Source organism: Curvibacter sp. PAE-UM, assembly GCF_001432305.1.
Classification (GTDB): Bacteria; Pseudomonadota; Gammaproteobacteria; order Burkholderiales; family Burkholderiaceae_C; genus Hylemonella.
Map to the genome: position 1 here is coordinate 66964 of NZ_KQ483358.1, position 16319 is coordinate 83282.

A 16319-nucleotide genomic window follows, 5' to 3' on the forward strand; every position below is an offset into this window, starting at 1 on the left:
TCAGGGGACAGCATGGCAACAGCACAATCCAAGGGCGCCAAGGAAGTGGTCTTCGAGTGGGAAGGCAAGGATCGCAACGGCAAGATGGTGCGCGGCGAGATACGCGCCGCCGGAGAAAACCAGGTACTTGCCTCGTTGCGCCGCCAGGGCATCATGCCCGGCAAGGTCAAGAAACGCCGGATGAGATCCGGCAAGAAGATCACCTCCAAGGACCTGACCCTGTTCACGCGCCAACTGGCCACCATGATGAAGGCCGGCGTGCCCCTGCTGCAGGCCTTTGACATCGTGGGTCGCGGCAATGCCAACCCCAGCGTGACACGACTGCTCAACGACATCCGCAACGACGTCGAGACCGGCACATCATTGAGCACGGCCTTCCGCAAGTACCCGATCTACTTCGACAACCTCTATTGCAACCTGGTCGAAGCAGGCGAGCAGGCCGGTATCCTGGACCAGCTCCTGGACCGCCTAGCGGTCTACATGGAAAAAACCCAGGCCATCAAGTCCAAGATCAAGTCGGCCCTGATGTACCCGATCTCGGTGGTCGTGGTGGCTTTCGTCGTGGTCGCCGTCATCATGATCTTCGTCGTTCCGGCCTTCAAGCAGGTTTTCTCCTCGTTCGGCGCCGACCTGCCAGCCCCGACGCTGATGGTCATCGCCATGAGTGAATTCTTCGTCGCCTGGTGGTGGCTGATTTTCGGCGGTATCGGCGGTGGCCTCTACTTCTTCTTCCAGGCCTGGCAGCGCAACCGCAAGATGCAGCAGTTCATGGATCGGCTGATGTTGAGGATCCCCGTCTTCGGTGCCTTGATCGATAAATCGTGCATCGCGCGCTGGACCCGCACGCTCTCCACCATGTTTGCCGCTGGTGTGCCGCTGGTGGAAGCCCTGGACTCCGTGGGCGGTGCCGCGGGCAACTGGCTGTATGAAGAAGCCACCCTCAAGATCCAGCACGAAGTCTCCACCGGCACCAGCCTGACGGCGGCCATGGCCAATGCGCATCTGTTCCCGAGCATGGTCCTGCAGATGTGTGCCATCGGCGAAGAGTCCGGCTCGATCGACCACATGCTGGGCAAGGCGGCCGACTTCTATGAAGCCGAGGTGGATGACATGGTCGCCGGCCTGTCCAGCCTGATGGAGCCCATCATCATCGTGTTCCTGGGCACCATCGTCGGTGGCATCGTGGTCGCGATGTACCTCCCCATCTTCAAGCTGGGCCAGGTGGTCTGATGCTGGTCTCGCAGGTGTTCGATGCCGGCCTGGCCGGCGTGCTGGGACTGATGATCGGCAGTTTCCTCAATGTCGTGATCTATCGCCTGCCAAAAATCATGGAACGGCAGTGGGCTGCCGAGTGCGCCGAACTGGCCGGCAAGGACTTGCCGCAGGCGGAAACCTTCAACCTGGTGCTGCCGCGTTCGCGTTGCCAGAAGTGCGGCCATCAGATCCGCTGGCACGAAAACATCCCCGTGCTGAGCTACCTCTTTCTGCGTGGCAAATGCTCGGCCTGCAGCACGCCGATCAGCCCGCGCTATCCCTTGGTCGAATTGACCACCGGCGCCCTGTTCTTCTACTGTGTCTGGAGCTGGGGTGCCACCCCGATGGGTCTGGTCTGGTGCGGTTTCTCGGCGGCCATCGTCGCCCTGGCCATGATCGACTGGGACACCACGCTGCTACCCGACAGCATCACCCAGCCCCTGCTCTGGGCCGGCCTCATCGCGGCGGCACTGAAGTGGAACAACGTGCCCCTGGCTGACGCGCTCTGGGGCGCGATCGCCGGCTATCTGGCCTTGTGGCTGGTGTACTGGAGCTTCAAGCTGGTCACCGGCAAGGAAGGCATGGGGTTTGGCGATTTCAAGCTCTATGCGGCCCTGGGGGCCTGGTTCGGCTGGACCGCACTGGTGCCGATCATCCTGATGGCTTCGGTGATCGGCGCCATCATCGGCATCGCCCTCAAATTCAGCGCTGGCTTGCGTGAAGGCGGCTATGTGCCTTTCGGCCCCTTTCTGGCCGCCGCCGGGCTGACCGCCATGATCTTCGGGCCGCAAAGCATCCTGCGTTCTGTCGGGTTGTGAACGATGCGGGGCGTGACACGTCTCGGTCTCACAGGCGGCATAGGCAGCGGCAAGAGCACGGTGGCCGGCATGCTGGCCGAGCGCGGGGCCGCGATCATCGATGCCGATGCGATTTCACGCCAGACCACGGCGGCAGGCGGCCACGCCATCGATGCCATCCGGCAGGCCTTCGGTCCGGCCTTCATCACCCCCGAGGGCGCCCTTGATCGGGACAGCATGCGCGCCCTGGCCTTCAGTGACCCCACGGCACGCCAACGCCTGGAACAGATCGTGCATCCGCTGGTCGGCCTGGAAACCCGGCGCCAGGCCGAGGCTGCCATCACGTCTGGTTACCACTGCATCGTCTTCGACATCCCCCTGCTGGTCGAATCCGCCCACTGGCGCGCCCAACTCGACCAGGTGCTGGTGCTGGACTGCCGGCCCGAGACCCAGATCGAACGGGTGATGCGGCGCAACCGGCTCAGCCGAGACGAGGTCGAGCGCATCCTCGCACAGCAGGTGAGCCGTCGCCTGCGCCTGCAGGCGGCCGACCACGTGATCTGCAACGAAGGCCTGGACCTGCCTGAATTGGCTCGTCTGGTCGGGCTCCTGGCACGCCGCTTCGGGCTATGATTCGCCGTCCGGAAGTACCAGCGTGATCACCTACGAATATCCCTTCAACGAGCGCATCAGAACCTATCTGCGTCTGGAGAACCTGTTCCGCCGACTGCTCGAGCTGGTCGCGCGCGACGAGGCACTTGATCACCACTACGCCCTGGCCAGCCTCTTCGAAGTCATGGACGTAGGCGCCCGTGCCGACCTCAAGGCGGACGTGCTACGCGATCTGGACCGCCAGAAACAGATCCTCAACGGGTACCGGGGTAATCCGAGCATTGCCCAGTCCGTGCTCGACGAAGTCCTGCAGCAGGTCGAGCAGTGCTACAGCCAGCTCAACAACCTCTCCGGCAAGGCAGGCCACCACCTGACCGAGAACGACTGGCTCATGAGCATCCGCAGCCGCATCGGCATTCCGGGGGGTACGTGCGCCTTTGATCTGCCGGCATACTTCGCTTGGCAACACCAAACGGGCGACCAGCGCCGCACCGACCTGCAGCGCTGGATCGCCACCCTGACCCCCATCGCCGATGCCATCGGCCTGCTGTTGACGCTGCTGCGGGACGCGGGTGTACCGCAAAAAGTCATGGCACCGGGAGGTCAGTACCAGCAGCCCCTGCCCCAGGGACGCACTTTCCAGTTGCTGCGCCTGACCATCGACCCTGCCTTGGGTCTGATTCCGGAAATCAGTGGCAATCGCCTGATCGTCTCGATCCGTCTGATGCGTCTCGAAGCCGATGACCGTCTGCATGCCAGCAACCAGGACGCTTCGTTCGACCTGACTCTGTGCTCCTGAGACTTCAGTCCCAGTAACGCCATCGCGCCATGCAACGTCCCACTGACACGTCAGCAGACCAGGCAAGACGGGTACCCTGCCCGACGTGTGGCGGCGATAGCATTTACGCCCCCAGCAATCCCTACCGGCCCTTTTGCAGCGAGCGTTGCAAGAAAATGGATTTCGGCGCCTGGGCCAGTGAAAACTTCCGCATGCCGGCCGACGCACCACCGGATGACCAGGAATTCGGCGACCCCAAGCTGCAATAGCCTGCGCGCCGGAGTTCAGACTGAGGCGCGGGTAGCGCCTGTATAAGCGCGCTCTTCGGCCAGCCACTGCAACACCGGTACGGCGCCAGGTAGCACGGGGGTCATCTGGACCGGCAGTTGCTGCCACGCAAAGGACTGGCCTTCGCGCATCTGCAGCTCGCCACGCCAGGACGTGACCTTGCAGAAATTCAAGCGCACCAGCGCATGCGGATAGTCGACCAGTTCGCTCTTCCAGGGCTGGATCGCCAACGCTTCAATACCCAGTTCTTCATGCAACTCGCGTTCCAGCGCCTGCGCCACGCTTTCCCCAGCCTCCAGCTTGCCGCCCGGGAACTCCCAGTAGCCGGCATAGACCTTGCCGTCAGGACGGGAGGTCAACAAGAAGCGTCCATCCGGCTGGATCAACACACCAACGGCGACTTCGGTCACCGGCCGGTCTGACCCGCCCTCACGCGGGCGGTCCCCATCAGCGACCAGGGGCCGGCTGCTCATGCCTGGCCAACATGCTTGCCGGCATAGTCCTTGGCGAACTGGTAGGCCACCCGACCGCTGCGGGAACCACGCTCCAGCGCCCAGACCAGCGCCTCTGGCTGGGCGGCTGCAATGGCGGATTCCGACACGTCGAAAGACGACAGCCATTGCGCCACGATGCTCAGGTACTCGTCCTGGCTGAAGGGATAGAAGCTGACCCACAAGCCGAAGCGCTCGGACAGGGAGATCTTCTCCTCCACCACCTCGCCAGGATGGATCTCGCCATCCTCGGTGTGGCTATAGCTGAGGTTGTCCTTCATGTACTCGGGCAGCAGATGACGGCGGTTGCTGGTCACGTAGATCAGCACGTTGGGCGTGGTGGCCGATACCGAGCCATCGAGTATGGACTTCAAGGCCTTGTAACCGGGCTCGCCGTCTTCGAAGCTCAAGTCATCACAGAAAACGATGAATTTCTCGGGGCGCTGCGAGACAGCGTCCACGATGTCGGGCAAATCCACCATGTCGGACTTGTCGACCTCGATCAGGCGCAAGCCCTGCTCGGCATAGGTGTGCAGGCAGGCCCGGATCAGCGAGGACTTGCCGGTCCCGCGCGCGCCGGTCAGCAACACGTTGTTGGCCGGCAGGCCGCGCACGAACTGCTCGGTGTTGCGCTGGATCTTCTCTTTCTGCTGGTCGATTTCCTTGAGATGTTCCAGCTTCATCGCTCCCACGTGGCGCACCGGCTCGATGACGCCGTGGCCCGAGCTGCGCTTGCGGTAGCGGAAGGCGATGGAGGCCCCCCAGTCGGGCTGGCTCAGCGGCTGGGGCAGGATGGATTCGATGCGCGCCATGAGATGCTCGGCACGCAGCAACAGGCGTTCAAGTTGGGACTGCATGAAAAATCAGGAACGGTAATCGGCGTTGATGGTCACGTACTCGTGGCTGAAGTCACAGGTCCAGACCGTGTCCTCGGCCTGGCCGCGCCCCAGCGCCACGCGCACCGTGATCTCGCTCTGTTTCATCACGCGCTGGCCGTCTTCCTCGCGATAGGACGGGTTGCGCCCACCTTGTACGGCGACATGCACATCGTCCAGGAAAAGATCGATGCGGCTCTGGTCGAGGTCGGCGATGCCGGCATAACCCACCGCGGCCAGGATACGGCCCAGGTTCGGATCGCTGGCGTAGAAGGCCGTCTTGACTAGCGGCGAGTGGGCGATGGCATAGGCCACCTGGCGGCACTCCTCTGCCGTCTTGCCGCCCTGCACACGGATGGTGATGAACTTGGTCGCGCCCTCGCCGTCGCGCACGATGGCCTGCGCCAGCTTGCGCGCCATCTCCAGCATGACCGCCTTCAACTGCCGGCCCTCGGCGCTGTCCAGCGATTCGATCACCGGATGGGCTGCCTTGTTGCTGGCAATGACGACAAAGGAATCATTGGTGGAAGTGTCGCCATCGACCGTGACGCGATTGAAGGAACCTTCGGCCAGCTCACGCGCCAGCTGCTGCATCACGGCCGGGCTGACGCAGGCATCGGTCGCCATATAACCCAGCATGGTGGCCATATTCGGGCGGATCATGCCGGCCCCCTTGCTGATGCCGGTGATGCTGACCTTGGCGCCAGCGATGGTGACTTGCGCACCGAAAGCCTTGGGCACGGTGTCGGTGGTCATGATCCCCTCGGCCGCGCGCATCCAGTTGTCCTGGCGCGCATCAGCCAGCGCCGCCGGCAGGCCGGCCTCGATACGATCGAGCGGCAAGGGTTCCATGATCACGCCGGTCGAGAACGGCAACACCTGCTCCGGCGCAATTTTCAGCTGTTTGGCCAGCGCCGCACAGGTGCTTCGCGCACGTGCCAGACCTTCCAGCCCGGTGCCCGCGTTGGCATTCCCCGTGTTGATCACCATCGCGCGGATACCGCGTCCGGTGGCAAGATGTTCACGGCACACCTGCACCGGTGCAGCGCAGAAGCGGTTTTGCGTAAAGACACCGGCTACCGAAGCGCCCTCATCGAGCAGTACAACCGTGAGGTCTTTTCGATTGGCCTTGCGTATGCCGGCTTCAGTGACGCCGATGCGCACCCCCGCGATGGGAAAGAGTTCGGCCGGATTGGGAGCAGACAGGTTGACGGGCATGGTGCAACTCGAGAACGATGAGTAATACGAGGAAGGCGTCAGCTCAGCTTGCCGTGGCAATGCTTGTATTTCTTGCCGCTGCCACAGGGGCAGGGTTCGTTGCGGCCCACACGCGGCATGGCTGCCACCTGGGTCGCGGCGTCAACGGTGGTCACCACTTCGCCGGTTTCAGACGGCGCGGTATAGGTCACGTTGGTGATGTGCTCAGCCTTGCTCTCCATGGCCTCGGCCGCCTGCTCGATCTGCTCGCTGGACTGCACGCGCACCGTCATGAGCACACGCGTCACTTCGTTCTTGACGGAATCCAGCAACTGGCCAAACAGTTCGAAAGCCTCGCGCTTGTACTCCTGCTTGGGTTGCTTCTGCGCGTAACCGCGCAGGTGGATGCCTTGGCGCAGATAGTCCAATGCGCTCAGATGCTCGCGCCACTGCGTGTCGATACTCTGCAGCAGCACCATGCGCTCGAATTGGGTGAAATTGCCGGCGCCAACCTGCGTCACCTTGGCTTCGTAGGCTGCATGCGCTGCGGCAATCACCTTTTCCAGGATGTCTTCGTCACTGATCGCGCTGGCATCCTGCACCAGACTTTGCAGGGACAAGTCCAGCTGCCATTCGTCATGCAGCACTTTTTCAAGAGCCGGAATATCCCATTGCTCTTCCACCGATTCTTCCGGCACGAATTGACGCACCAGATCGGCAAAGCAGCCCTCGCGCAGCGAGGCGATCTGCGTCGACAACGCTTCCGCGTCGAGGATCGCATTGCGCTGCTGGTAGATGACCTTGCGCTGGTCATTCGCCACATCGTCGTATTCAAGCAGCTGCTTGCGGACATCGAAATTGCGAGCCTCGACCTTGCGCTGGGCACTCTCGATGCTGCGCGTGACGATGCCGGCTTCAATGGCCTCACCATCAGGCATCTTCAGCCTGTCCATGATGGCGCGCACGCGGTCGCCCGCAAAGATGCGCATCAGCGCATCGTCCAGGCTCAGGTAGAAGCGCGAAGAACCCGGATCACCCTGGCGACCGGAACGACCACGCAGCTGGTTGTCGATGCGGCGTGACTCATGGCGCTCGGTGGCGATGATGCGCAGGCCGCCCAGAGCCACCACCTTCTCATGCTCATGATTCCACTGCACGCGCAGCGCGTCGATCTTCTGCTGCTTGCTGTTCGAGTCCAGCGATGCATCGGCTTCGATCGCCTCGATGGCCTTCTCCACATTGCCGCCCAGCACGATATCGGTCCCGCGGCCCGCCATATTGGTGGCGATGGTGATCATCTTGGGACGACCGGCCTGGGCGATGATGTCTGCCTCGCGTGCGTGCTGCTTGGCATTGAGCACCTGGTGCGGCAACTTGGCCTTCTCCAGCAACTGCGCAATGATTTCTGAATTCTCGATCGAGGTGGTCCCCACCAGCACCGGCTGGCCCCGCTCGTAGCACTCGCGGATATCGGTGATGGCCGCTTCGTACTTCTCGCGCGTGGTCTTGTACACGCGATCGAGCTGGTCGTCCCGGCTGCTCGGTCGGTTGGGCGGAATCACCACCGTCTCCAGGCCGTAGATCTCCTGGAACTCGTAAGCCTCGGTGTCGGCGGTACCGGTCATGCCGGCCAGCTTGCCGTAGAGACGGAAATAGTTCTGGAAAGTGATGGAGGCCAGGGTCTGGTTCTCGGCCTGGATCGCCACCCCCTCCTTGGCTTCGACGGCCTGGTGCAGGCCGTCGCTCCAGCGCCGGCCGGTCATCAGACGGCCCGTGAACTCGTCGACGATGACCACCTCGCCGTTCTGGACCACATAGTGCTGGTCCCGGTGGTACAGGTGCCGTGCCCGCAGGCCGGCATAAAGATGGTGCACCAAGGTGATGTTGGCCGGGTCGTAAAGACTGGCGCCTTCTGGCAGCAGCCCTGCCTGGGCCAGCAGGGCCTCGGCCTTTTCATGACCCATCTCGGTCAGGAAGACTTGGTGGCTCTTCTCGTCCACCGTGAAGTCACCGGGCTTGATCACTCCCTCGCCGGTGCGGGGATCGGCCTCGCCCTCCTGGCGGGTCAGGCCCGGCACCAGCTTGTTGATGGCCAGGTACAGCGCCGTATGGTCTTCCGCCTGGCCGCTGATGATGAGCGGCGTGCGCGCCTCGTCGATCAGGATCGAGTCGACCTCGTCGACGATGGCGTAGTTCAGGCCGCGCTGCACCCTGTCCACCACCTCGTAGACCATGTTGTCACGCAGATAGTCGAAACCGTATTCGTTGTTGGTACCGTAGGTGATGTCGGCGGCATAGGCGGCCTGTTTTTCCTGGCGCGACATCTGCGGCAGGTTCACGCCCACCGTGAGACCCAGGAAGTTGTACAAGCGCCCCATCCACCGGGCATCGCGGTTGGCCAGGTAATCGTTGACCGTCACCACGTGCACACCCTTGCCGGTCAGGGCGTTCAGATAGACCGGCAGCGTGGCTGTCAATGTCTTGCCTTCGCCGGTGCGCATTTCCGATATCTTGCCCTGGTGCAGCGACATGCCGCCCATGAGCTGTACATCGAAGTGACGCATCTTCATCACCCGCTTGGAGGCCTCCCTGACGGTAGCGAAAGCTTCCGGCAGCAGCGCCTCCAGGCTTTCGCCTTGGGCAACGCGTTCACGGAATTCGACGGTCTTGGCCTGCAAGGCACTGTCGTCCAGCTTTTCGAATTCCGGTTCCAGCGCATTGATGCGGGCTGCCACGCCGCGGTATTGTTTGAGCAGCCGGTCATTGCGGCTACCAAAAATTTTGGTGAGGATGTTGATGCCCATGAACGCCGCACCGCCCTGCTGGTCAAAAAAACCGGCAGCGCCGTGCAATCCTTATCTGTCTAGTGGTGAGTGTCGCCAGTTAAGGCAACAGCTGTCCCCGGCGCCTTGCGGCACCGGGAGCGCGAAGCGCTTGATTCTACCTTTGTGCCGCTGGCGCGGCGGGTGCCGCAGGCACGGGCAATGCCGTCGCGGCAGCCACGGCTGGAGCAGCAGCAGGGGCTGCTGCTGCCGGCTTGGCCGGGGAGCCTGCCGGAACGGAGGCCAGCGTCCCATTCACAGACGCTGGGGCCGTCAGCGGCACGACCACCTTGACGGGCGCCGGTAGCGTCGTCACCGGCGGTTTGGGCGCAGCGACAGCCACGGGTGCAACTGGTGCTGGGGCCCTCACGGCCGGGGCAGCAGCAGCCGAGGCCAGCGCCAGCTGTTGCGCAGGCTGGCTGCGACTGGCGTTCATGAACTTGTGCGGATCCTGGGGCACACCACGCACCAATACCTCAAAGTGCAGGTGCGGGCCAGTGGAACGCCCCGTGGTACCCACTTCGCCGATCTTCTGCCCCCGCTTGATCAGATCACCCTTTTTCACCGTGAGCTTGGACGCATGGGCATAACGGGTGATCAGGTCCTTGCCATGGTCAATCTCGACCATATTGCCGTAATCGGGGCGAAACTCCTGGGTCACCACCACACCGCCGGCTGCCGCCAGAATGGCCGTGCCGGTCGCCGATTGGTAATCAATGCCGGTGTGCAGGGCCGAACGCCCGGTAAATGGGTCAATCCGCCAACCAAAACCGGAACCGGCACCGCCGAACGCCACCGGGTGCTGGGTCGGGATCATCATGGTGCGAACTTTTTGTTCAAACAGGCGGGACTCGACCACCGCCATCAGATCGGTACGCTGCTCCGTCACCCGGTCCAGGTCCGCCAGTGTTTTCTCCAGCTCTTCCATCGTCAGGGGGCGGCCCGACACCAGGGCACCACCCTGGCCAGGTTTGGCCCGGATGTCGGCGGGATTGATACCGGCCAAGCCAGACACACGCTCGCCCAGGGACTCCAGTTGCAGCAGTTTGGCCTGCATTTCGCCGAGCCGGCGGGCCATGACGTCGAGGTTCTCGCGCATGAAGCGATCCCGCAGGGCAAATTCGTCCTTGACCACCAGCTTGACCAGAGCGCCAATCACGGGCCAGCCTTCACGCGCGCCCTTCAGGAACACCCAATGGTACAGACCAGCAGCCACCAGCATCAGCGCGAAGGACAGGCTCAGGCCGACCAGCAGCAGCTTGGTACCACTCAGATGTATTGCACGGCTTTTGGCCAGCCATGCATCCGTGATAATCAAATGCATCTCTATTCCTTCTCAACCCACAATCGAATGACGACCCGCCGCCATCAGTCAGTCACGCTACTGCAGGCAACACAGGAATCGCCGATGCTGGCCCGCCTGAGCGAACTCAGCAAAGACTCCATCGCCCGGCTCAAGGCTGTTGAAGCGATGATACCGGCCGTGCTGCGCTCTGCGGTCACGGCCGGGCCGATCGACGGTTCGAATTGGTGTCTGATTGTTAACAGCAATGCTGCTGCTGCCAAAATCCGCCAGCTTCTGCCGGCGATGGAGGCTCATTTGCGCACCAAAGGTTGGCAGATTAGCGCAATACGGCTCAAAGTTCAAATCCCGTCGGGCCGCTGAATGCGACCGAAGCCATCAAAAACGTGATTTTTGCCGGGAAATGGTGCCGATTGTCGGATTCGAACTGACGACCTACCGCTTACAAGGCGGTTGCTCTACCAACTGAGCTAAATCGGCACGCTGACAATTTTACTGTACGGCCCCGAGGCCAGGAAAACAGGCGCCCGGTGCCCCACGCGCCCACAGGCCGTCTTATTTGACACGCTTGAGCGCAGGACGCGTGCCACCCGGCCGCGGTGGTTCAGGCTCATCACCCCCCTCATCGCGGACCGGCACGACACTGCTCAGGACGGTCGCCGGACTGGCGACCGGTTCCGGCTCAACGGGTAGCCCCACCGAACCGACTTCGTCGGTCATTGGCGTTTGCTCGTCCTCGTCCAGTGCGAACGCCATGCCCTGACCGCTTTCGCGGGCATAGATGGCCATGACGCGGTTCAGCGGGACCATGATGTCGCGGGCCACGCCCGCAAAGCGCGCCTTGAACTCAATGTAGTCGTTCCCCAGCTTCAGGGCGCTGGTGGCGTCCATGCTGATGTTGAGAACGATCTCGCCGTCCTTGACGTATTCGCGCGGGACACGCACCGTGTCATCGACCCGCACGGCCACATAGGGCGTCAGGCCGTTATCGGTGCACCACTCGTAAAGGGCGCGAATCAGATAAGGGCGGGTCGAAGTCGTCCCGCTGGCACTCGTCATAGACACGGAAGCTGGCCTTACTTGCGCATCACCTTCTCGGACGGTGTCAGCGCTTCGATATAAGCAGGTCGCGAGAAGATACGCTCTGCATATTTCAGCAACGGCGCAGCATTCTTGCTCAGCTCGATGTCGTAGTAGTCCAGGCGCCACAGCAGCGGAGCGATAGCCACGTCCAGCATGGAGAAGTTCTCGCCCAGCATGTACTTGTTCTTCAGGAACACCGGGGCGAGCTGGGTCAGGCGGTCACGGATGTGCGAACGCGCCTTTTCCAGGGCCTTTTCATTGCTCTTGGCGGCACGCGATTCGAGCGTGGACACGTGAACAAACAACTCCTTCTCGAAGTTGAGCAGGAACAGACGCACGCGGGCACGATCGACCGGGTCGCCGGGCATGAGTTGCGGATGCGGAAAACGCTCGTCGATGTACTCGTTGATGATGTTCGACTCGTACAGGATCAGGTCGCGCTCCACCAGGATCGGCACCTGACCGTAGGGGTTCATGACATTGATGTCTTCGGGCTTGTTGTAGAGGTCAACGTCACGGATCTCGAAATCCATGCCCTTCTCGAACAGGACAAAACGGCAGCGGTGGGAGAAGGGGCAGGTCGTGCCCGAGTACAACACCATCATGGGGGGAGCTCCTAAAAATCAAAACCTAGTTTCAGGGCAGACTGATCTGTGAGCAAATCAGGTCGAAACTAAAAGAGTGGGCTGCATTGTCGCAAACCCACTCTATAAATAGCAAGTTTTGCACCGATTTGGTGCAAAATTAATCAAAAGAGGCGTTTACTTGACGTCTTTCCAGTAGGCCGCATTGAGTCGCCAGGCGATCAGGGTGAAGACCAGCAGGAAAAGCATGACCCAGACACCCACACGCACGCGCGTGTTCTGCGAGGGCTCGCCCATCCACTGCAGGAAGTTCACCAGGTCACCCACTGCCTGGTCGTACTGCAGGGGAGACATGGTACCGGGGGTCACCTGCTGCCAGCCCTTGAAGATCTCCACGTCGTGGCCGTGTTCCTTGCGGATCTCGACCAGTGGCCGGCGCTGGCCTTGCAACTCCCACAGCACGTGCGGCATGCCGACGCTGGGGAAAGCCAGGTTGTTCCAGCCCGTGGCCTTGGTCTCGTCCGGATAGAAAGTGCGCAGGAAGGTGTAGAGGTAATCAGCACCGGTGCCACCGTGGCCGGCGCGCGAGCGCGCGATCACGGTGAGGTCAGGGGGATTGGCTCCAAACCACTCCTTGGCCTGCTTCGGATCGATGGCCGACTTCATGGTCTCGCCGACCTTGTCGGTCGTGAACAGCAGGTTGTCCTTGATCTGCTCGGTGGTGAAACCGATGTCCTGCAAGCGGTTGTAGCGCATGTAGGCTGCCGAGTGGCAGTTCAGGCAGTAGTTGACGAAGAGACGGGCACCGTTCTGCAACGAGGCATGGTCACTGGTGTTACCAGGTGCCTTGTCCCAGGCAACGCCGCCACCGGCGGCATGGAGGGTTCCGCTGAGAGCGAGGAAGGTGGTCAGGGCAAGAATGAATTTTTTCATTTTTGTAGTCTCCGGCTCAGTGGGCCTCGAAGGTCACGCGGCTGGGCACAGGCTTGGTCTGACCCAGACGACTCCACCAGGGCATCAGCAGGAAGAATGCAAAGTAGCCGAAAGTGAAGAGTTGGGAAACACGCTGAGCGACGTCTTGGCCCCAAAGGTTGCCCCAGACACCCGGAGCCTGGATACCAAGGTAGCCAAGAATCAGGAACATGAACACGAAGAAACCGTACAGATACTTGTGCCAGTCCGGACGGTAGCGGATCGACTTGACCGGGCAGTTGTCCAGCCAGGGCAGGAAGAACAGGATGATGACGGCACCGCCCATGACAAGCACGCCCCAGAACTTGGCATCGATGGCCAGCATCAGCGCGATCAGCACCAGCGCAGCACCCAGCACCACACCCTTGCCCAGCGTCGAAAGCTGGGCACGCAAGACGCCCAGGGCAGCGGCCAGCGCCACGCAGGCGATGAGGGCGTACATCATTTGATCGGTGATGGCCCGCAGCATCGAATAGTAAGGCGTGAAATACCAGACCGGGGCGATGTGCGCCGGGGTCTTGAGCGGGTCGGCCGGGATGAAGTTGTTGTACTCCAGGAAGTAGCCGCCGAACTCGGGTGCGAAGAACACGATGGCAGAGAACGCCATCAGGAACACGCTGACCCCCATGATGTCGTGCACCGTGTAATAGGGATGGAAGGGGATGCCGTCCAGCGGCTTGCCCTTGGCATCCTTGGGCGCGTTCGGGCCCTTGATCTCGACGCCGTCGGGATTGTTGGAGCCGACATCGTGCAGGGCCAGCAGGTGAGCCACCACCAGGCCCAGCAGGACCAGAGGCACGGCGATCACGTGGAAGCTGAAGAAGCGGTTCAGCGTCGCATCCCCGACCACGAAGTCGCCGCGGATCAGCAAGGCCAGGTCCGGACCGATGAAGGGGATGGCGGAGAACAGGTTCACGATCACCTGGGCGCCCCAGTAGCTCATCTGGCCCCAGGGCAGCAGGTAGCCCATGAAGGCCTCGGCCATCAGCACCAGGAAGATGGCGCAGCCGAAAATCCAGACCAGCTCACGCGGCTTGCGATAGCTGCCGTAGATCAGGCCGCGGAACATGTGCAGGTAGACCACCACGAAGAAGGCAGAAGCGCCGGTGGAGTGCATGTAGCGCACCAGCCAGCCCCAGGGCACGTCGCGCATGATGTACTCGACCGAGCCGAAGGCCAGGGCCGCATCCGGCTTGTAGTGCATGACCAGGAAGATGCCGGTCACGATCTGGATCACCAGCACCAGCATGGCCAGCGAACCGAAGAAATACCAGAAGTTGAAGTTCTTCGGAGCGTAGTACTCCGACATGTGCACGCGGTAGGCGTCGAACGCGGTCGGGAAGCGGTTTTCCAGCCAGTTGGTGAGCTTGGCCACCACCGGAGCGTCGGCAGCGATTTCCTTGAATTCAGCCATGTTCTTGTTCCTCAAGCCTTCTTGTCTTCACCGATCAGCAGCTTGCTGTCGGACAGGTACATGTGCGGCGGCACTTCCAGGTTATCCGGAGCCGGTTTGTTCTTGAACACGCGGCCAGCCATGTCGAAGGTCGAGCCGTGGCAGGGGCAGAGGAAGCCGCCCTGCCAGTCGTCCGGCAGCGAAGGCTGGGCACCCGGCTGCAGCTTGTCGGACGGCGAACAACCCAGATGCGAGCAGATGCCGACACCCACAAACAGTTCCGGTTTGATCGAGCGATGGCGGTTCTTGGCGTAGTCGGGCGTCGGGTAGGCCTTGCGATCGGAGTTCGGATCGGCGAGCTGGCCTTCCACCTTTTCCAGGGTGGCCAGTTGCTCGGGCGTGCGGCGCATGATCCACACCGGCTTGCCGCGCCACTCGATGGTCACCTTCTCACCCGGCTTGAGGGCAGAGATGTCAACCTCGACCGCCGCACCGGCCGCCTTGGCGCGCTCGGAAGGCTGGAAAGTGCGGACGAAGGGAATGGCGGCTACCACGCCACCTACGGTACCTGCACAACCAGTGGCAATCAGCCATGTCCGTTTGCTCGGGTCCATCTGACTCTTATCGGCAAGCGTGTCGCTCATGGAAATCCTCAATCAAGTCTACCGGGTTCGGAATCTATATGCTTATTGACTTATATGATCATACAAATCAGCTGATGATTCTAGCTGACGTCATCGGGTCCAAATTGGAGTTTGGGAGCTTGCGCACTGATGCGCAATACCCGGAAGCACTAACCCCAAGGGCGTAGGCGTCAACTTTGCGCATGGCACCGGCTCAACTGGCGCGCCATGCGCACCGCCTCGATCAGACTGGAAGCATCGGCCCGGCCAGTACCGGCGATGTCGAAAGCCGTGCCATGGTCCGGGCTGGTGCGCACCAGCGGCAAACCGAGGGTGACATTCACGCCCTTTTCGACGCCCAGGTATTTGACAGGGATCAATCCCTGGTCGTGGTACATCGCGACCACGACATCGAATTCACCTGGTTGGCCCTCGCGTGCACGCGCTCGCATGAACACGGTGTCCGGAGCATGCGGGCCATGCACATCCAGTCCCCCGGCACGCGCCTGCGCCAGGACCGGCGCAATGATGTCGATCTCCTCGCGCCCGAACAACCCACCCTCGCCCGCATGCGGGTTCAGGCCGGCAACGGCAATGCGTGGCGCACGGCCCAGCATGGAAGTCAATGCCGCGTGGGTGATGTGCAGGGTCTGCAGCACGTTGTCGAAGGTCACCGCCTCGATCGCCTGCCGCAGCGACACATGGATGCTGACCAGTACCGTGCGCAACTCGTCGTTGACCAGCATCATGCGCACGGGCACTTCGCTGACCGGCCGCCCCAGGAAGGCCGCTGCCTCGGCCTGCAACAGCTCGGTGTGACCGGGAAAGGCATCAAAGGGTGCGCCCGCCGCCGCGAGCGCTTCCTTGTGCAAGGGCGCGGTGACCAGGCCGGCAATCTCGCCACGCAGCGCGGCCTGTGCCGCCCACACCACGCAACGCCCGGCCAGACGGCCAGCCTCGGCGCTGATGCGGCCGAAAGGCACGGGAGCCGCCAGCGCCTCGACCTGCAGCACCGGCAGGCAATGCGGCGGCGCCGTCAGCGCATCCTCTGCGCTGTCCAGCAGCACGAGCGGCTGGACAGCCTCGCCCTCGCGCCGGATCAGCTGCGTTGCGCGTCGCAACGTGGCGACGTCGCCCACCACGAAGCAGCCGCGTGTGAGTTCGGGGGCATCGCGAAAGGCCTTGGCGATGATTTCCGGCCCGATGCCGGCGGCATCGCCCAGGGTGATGGCCAACGCTCGCTTCAT

General features: G+C 62.3%; 16 protein-coding genes, 1 tRNA gene and 1 pseudogene. 6 read left to right on the forward strand and 12 right to left on the reverse strand.

Features of this window, described 5'->3' with window-relative positions:
• The first annotated feature begins 12 nt into the window (after nucleotides 1-12).
• From AO057_RS00325 to AO057_RS00345, 5 genes are read left to right on the forward strand one after another with little or no spacing between them, the layout of a single operon-like run.
• The gene (locus tag AO057_RS00325; RefSeq protein WP_057673750.1) at nucleotides 13-1230 is read left to right on the forward strand and encodes a type II secretion system F family protein; all 1218 of its coding nucleotides are present in this window, start codon (nucleotides 13-15) and stop codon (nucleotides 1228-1230) included.
• Nucleotides 1230-2072: a prepilin peptidase gene (locus tag AO057_RS00330; protein ID WP_057673751.1), complete on the forward strand. Its 843-nt coding sequence runs from the start codon at nucleotides 1230-1232 to the stop codon at nucleotides 2070-2072. The genes AO057_RS00325 and AO057_RS00330 overlap by 1 nt, the downstream gene beginning before the upstream one ends.
• Before the next feature lie 3 nt (nucleotides 2073-2075).
• A complete protein-coding gene (gene coaE, locus AO057_RS00335; protein WP_057673752.1) occupies nucleotides 2076-2684 on the forward strand; it encodes a dephospho-CoA kinase in 609 nt (202 codons plus the stop codon).
• A gap of 22 nt (nucleotides 2685-2706) precedes the next feature.
• Nucleotides 2707-3462, forward strand: a complete 756-nt coding sequence (gene zapD, locus AO057_RS00340; protein WP_057673753.1) for a cell division protein ZapD — start codon at nucleotides 2707-2709, stop codon at nucleotides 3460-3462.
• A gap of 29 nt (nucleotides 3463-3491) precedes the next feature.
• Nucleotides 3492-3710: a DNA gyrase inhibitor YacG gene (locus tag AO057_RS00345; RefSeq protein ID WP_057673754.1), complete on the forward strand. Its 219-nt coding sequence runs from the start codon at nucleotides 3492-3494 to the stop codon at nucleotides 3708-3710.
• 15 nt (nucleotides 3711-3725) lie between these two features.
• Here the strand turns inward: AO057_RS00345 and AO057_RS00350 are convergent, their stop codons facing one another.
• The 5 genes and pseudogenes from AO057_RS00350 to AO057_RS00370 form a co-directional block, all read right to left on the reverse strand.
• Complete coding sequence (locus tag AO057_RS00350) at nucleotides 3726-4202, reverse strand: NUDIX domain-containing protein (protein ID WP_057673755.1); 477 nt, start codon at nucleotides 4200-4202, stop codon at nucleotides 3726-3728.
• On the reverse strand, nucleotides 4199-5077 hold the full coding sequence (locus AO057_RS00355; protein ID WP_057673756.1) for an ATP-binding protein: 879 nt from the start codon (nucleotides 5075-5077) through the stop codon (nucleotides 4199-4201). Before AO057_RS00355 ends, AO057_RS00350 begins: the two co-directional genes overlap by 4 nt.
• Nucleotides 5078-5083: 6 nt before the next feature.
• Nucleotides 5084-6313 carry a bifunctional glutamate N-acetyltransferase/amino-acid acetyltransferase ArgJ gene (gene argJ, locus AO057_RS00360; protein WP_057673757.1) on the reverse strand — a complete coding sequence of 410 codons (1230 nt, stop codon included), beginning with the start codon at nucleotides 6311-6313 and terminating at the stop codon, nucleotides 5084-5086.
• A 38-nt stretch (nucleotides 6314-6351) separates the two neighbouring features.
• A complete protein-coding gene (gene secA, locus AO057_RS00365; protein ID WP_057677113.1) occupies nucleotides 6352-9096 on the reverse strand; it encodes a preprotein translocase subunit SecA in 2745 nt (914 codons plus the stop codon).
• Nucleotides 9097-9487: 391 nt separating this feature from the next.
• A pseudogene (locus AO057_RS00370) lies at nucleotides 9488-10438 on the reverse strand (M23 family metallopeptidase); the annotation flags it as partial.
• On the opposite strand from AO057_RS00370, the gene AO057_RS00375 reads away from it, so the two are divergent.
• Entirely contained in the window at nucleotides 10433-10780 is a 348-nt protein-coding gene (locus AO057_RS00375) for a hypothetical protein (protein ID WP_240480701.1), read from the forward strand. The pseudogene AO057_RS00370 and the gene AO057_RS00375 overlap by 6 nt on opposite strands.
• A gap of 41 nt (nucleotides 10781-10821) precedes the next feature.
• Here AO057_RS00375 and AO057_RS00380 read toward each other — a convergent pair.
• From AO057_RS00380 to pdxA, 7 genes are all read right to left on the reverse strand, one after another.
• Nucleotides 10822-10897 (reverse strand) — tRNA-Thr (locus AO057_RS00380).
• Between the two features lie 75 nt (nucleotides 10898-10972).
• The gene (locus tag AO057_RS00385) at nucleotides 10973-11476 is read right to left on the reverse strand and encodes a ClpXP protease specificity-enhancing factor (RefSeq protein WP_057673759.1); all 504 of its coding nucleotides are present in this window, start codon (nucleotides 11474-11476) and stop codon (nucleotides 10973-10975) included.
• A gap of 17 nt (nucleotides 11477-11493) precedes the next feature.
• Nucleotides 11494-12105, reverse strand: a complete 612-nt coding sequence (locus tag AO057_RS00390; protein ID WP_057673760.1) for a glutathione S-transferase N-terminal domain-containing protein — start codon at nucleotides 12103-12105, stop codon at nucleotides 11494-11496.
• A gap of 156 nt (nucleotides 12106-12261) precedes the next feature.
• A complete protein-coding gene (locus AO057_RS00395) occupies nucleotides 12262-13017 on the reverse strand; it encodes a cytochrome c1 (protein ID WP_057673761.1) in 756 nt (251 codons plus the stop codon).
• Nucleotides 13018-13033: 16 nt separating this feature from the next.
• The gene (locus AO057_RS00400) at nucleotides 13034-14470 is read right to left on the reverse strand and encodes a cytochrome b (RefSeq protein ID WP_057673762.1); all 1437 of its coding nucleotides are present in this window, start codon (nucleotides 14468-14470) and stop codon (nucleotides 13034-13036) included.
• Nucleotides 14471-14481: 11 nt separating this feature from the next.
• Entirely contained in the window at nucleotides 14482-15093 is a 612-nt protein-coding gene (gene petA, locus AO057_RS00405) for a ubiquinol-cytochrome c reductase iron-sulfur subunit (RefSeq protein WP_057673763.1), read from the reverse strand.
• 170 nt (nucleotides 15094-15263) lie between these two features.
• Nucleotides 15264-16319 carry a 4-hydroxythreonine-4-phosphate dehydrogenase PdxA gene (pdxA, locus tag AO057_RS00410; protein ID WP_082605351.1) on the reverse strand — a complete coding sequence of 352 codons (1056 nt, stop codon included), beginning with the start codon at nucleotides 16317-16319 and terminating at the stop codon, nucleotides 15264-15266.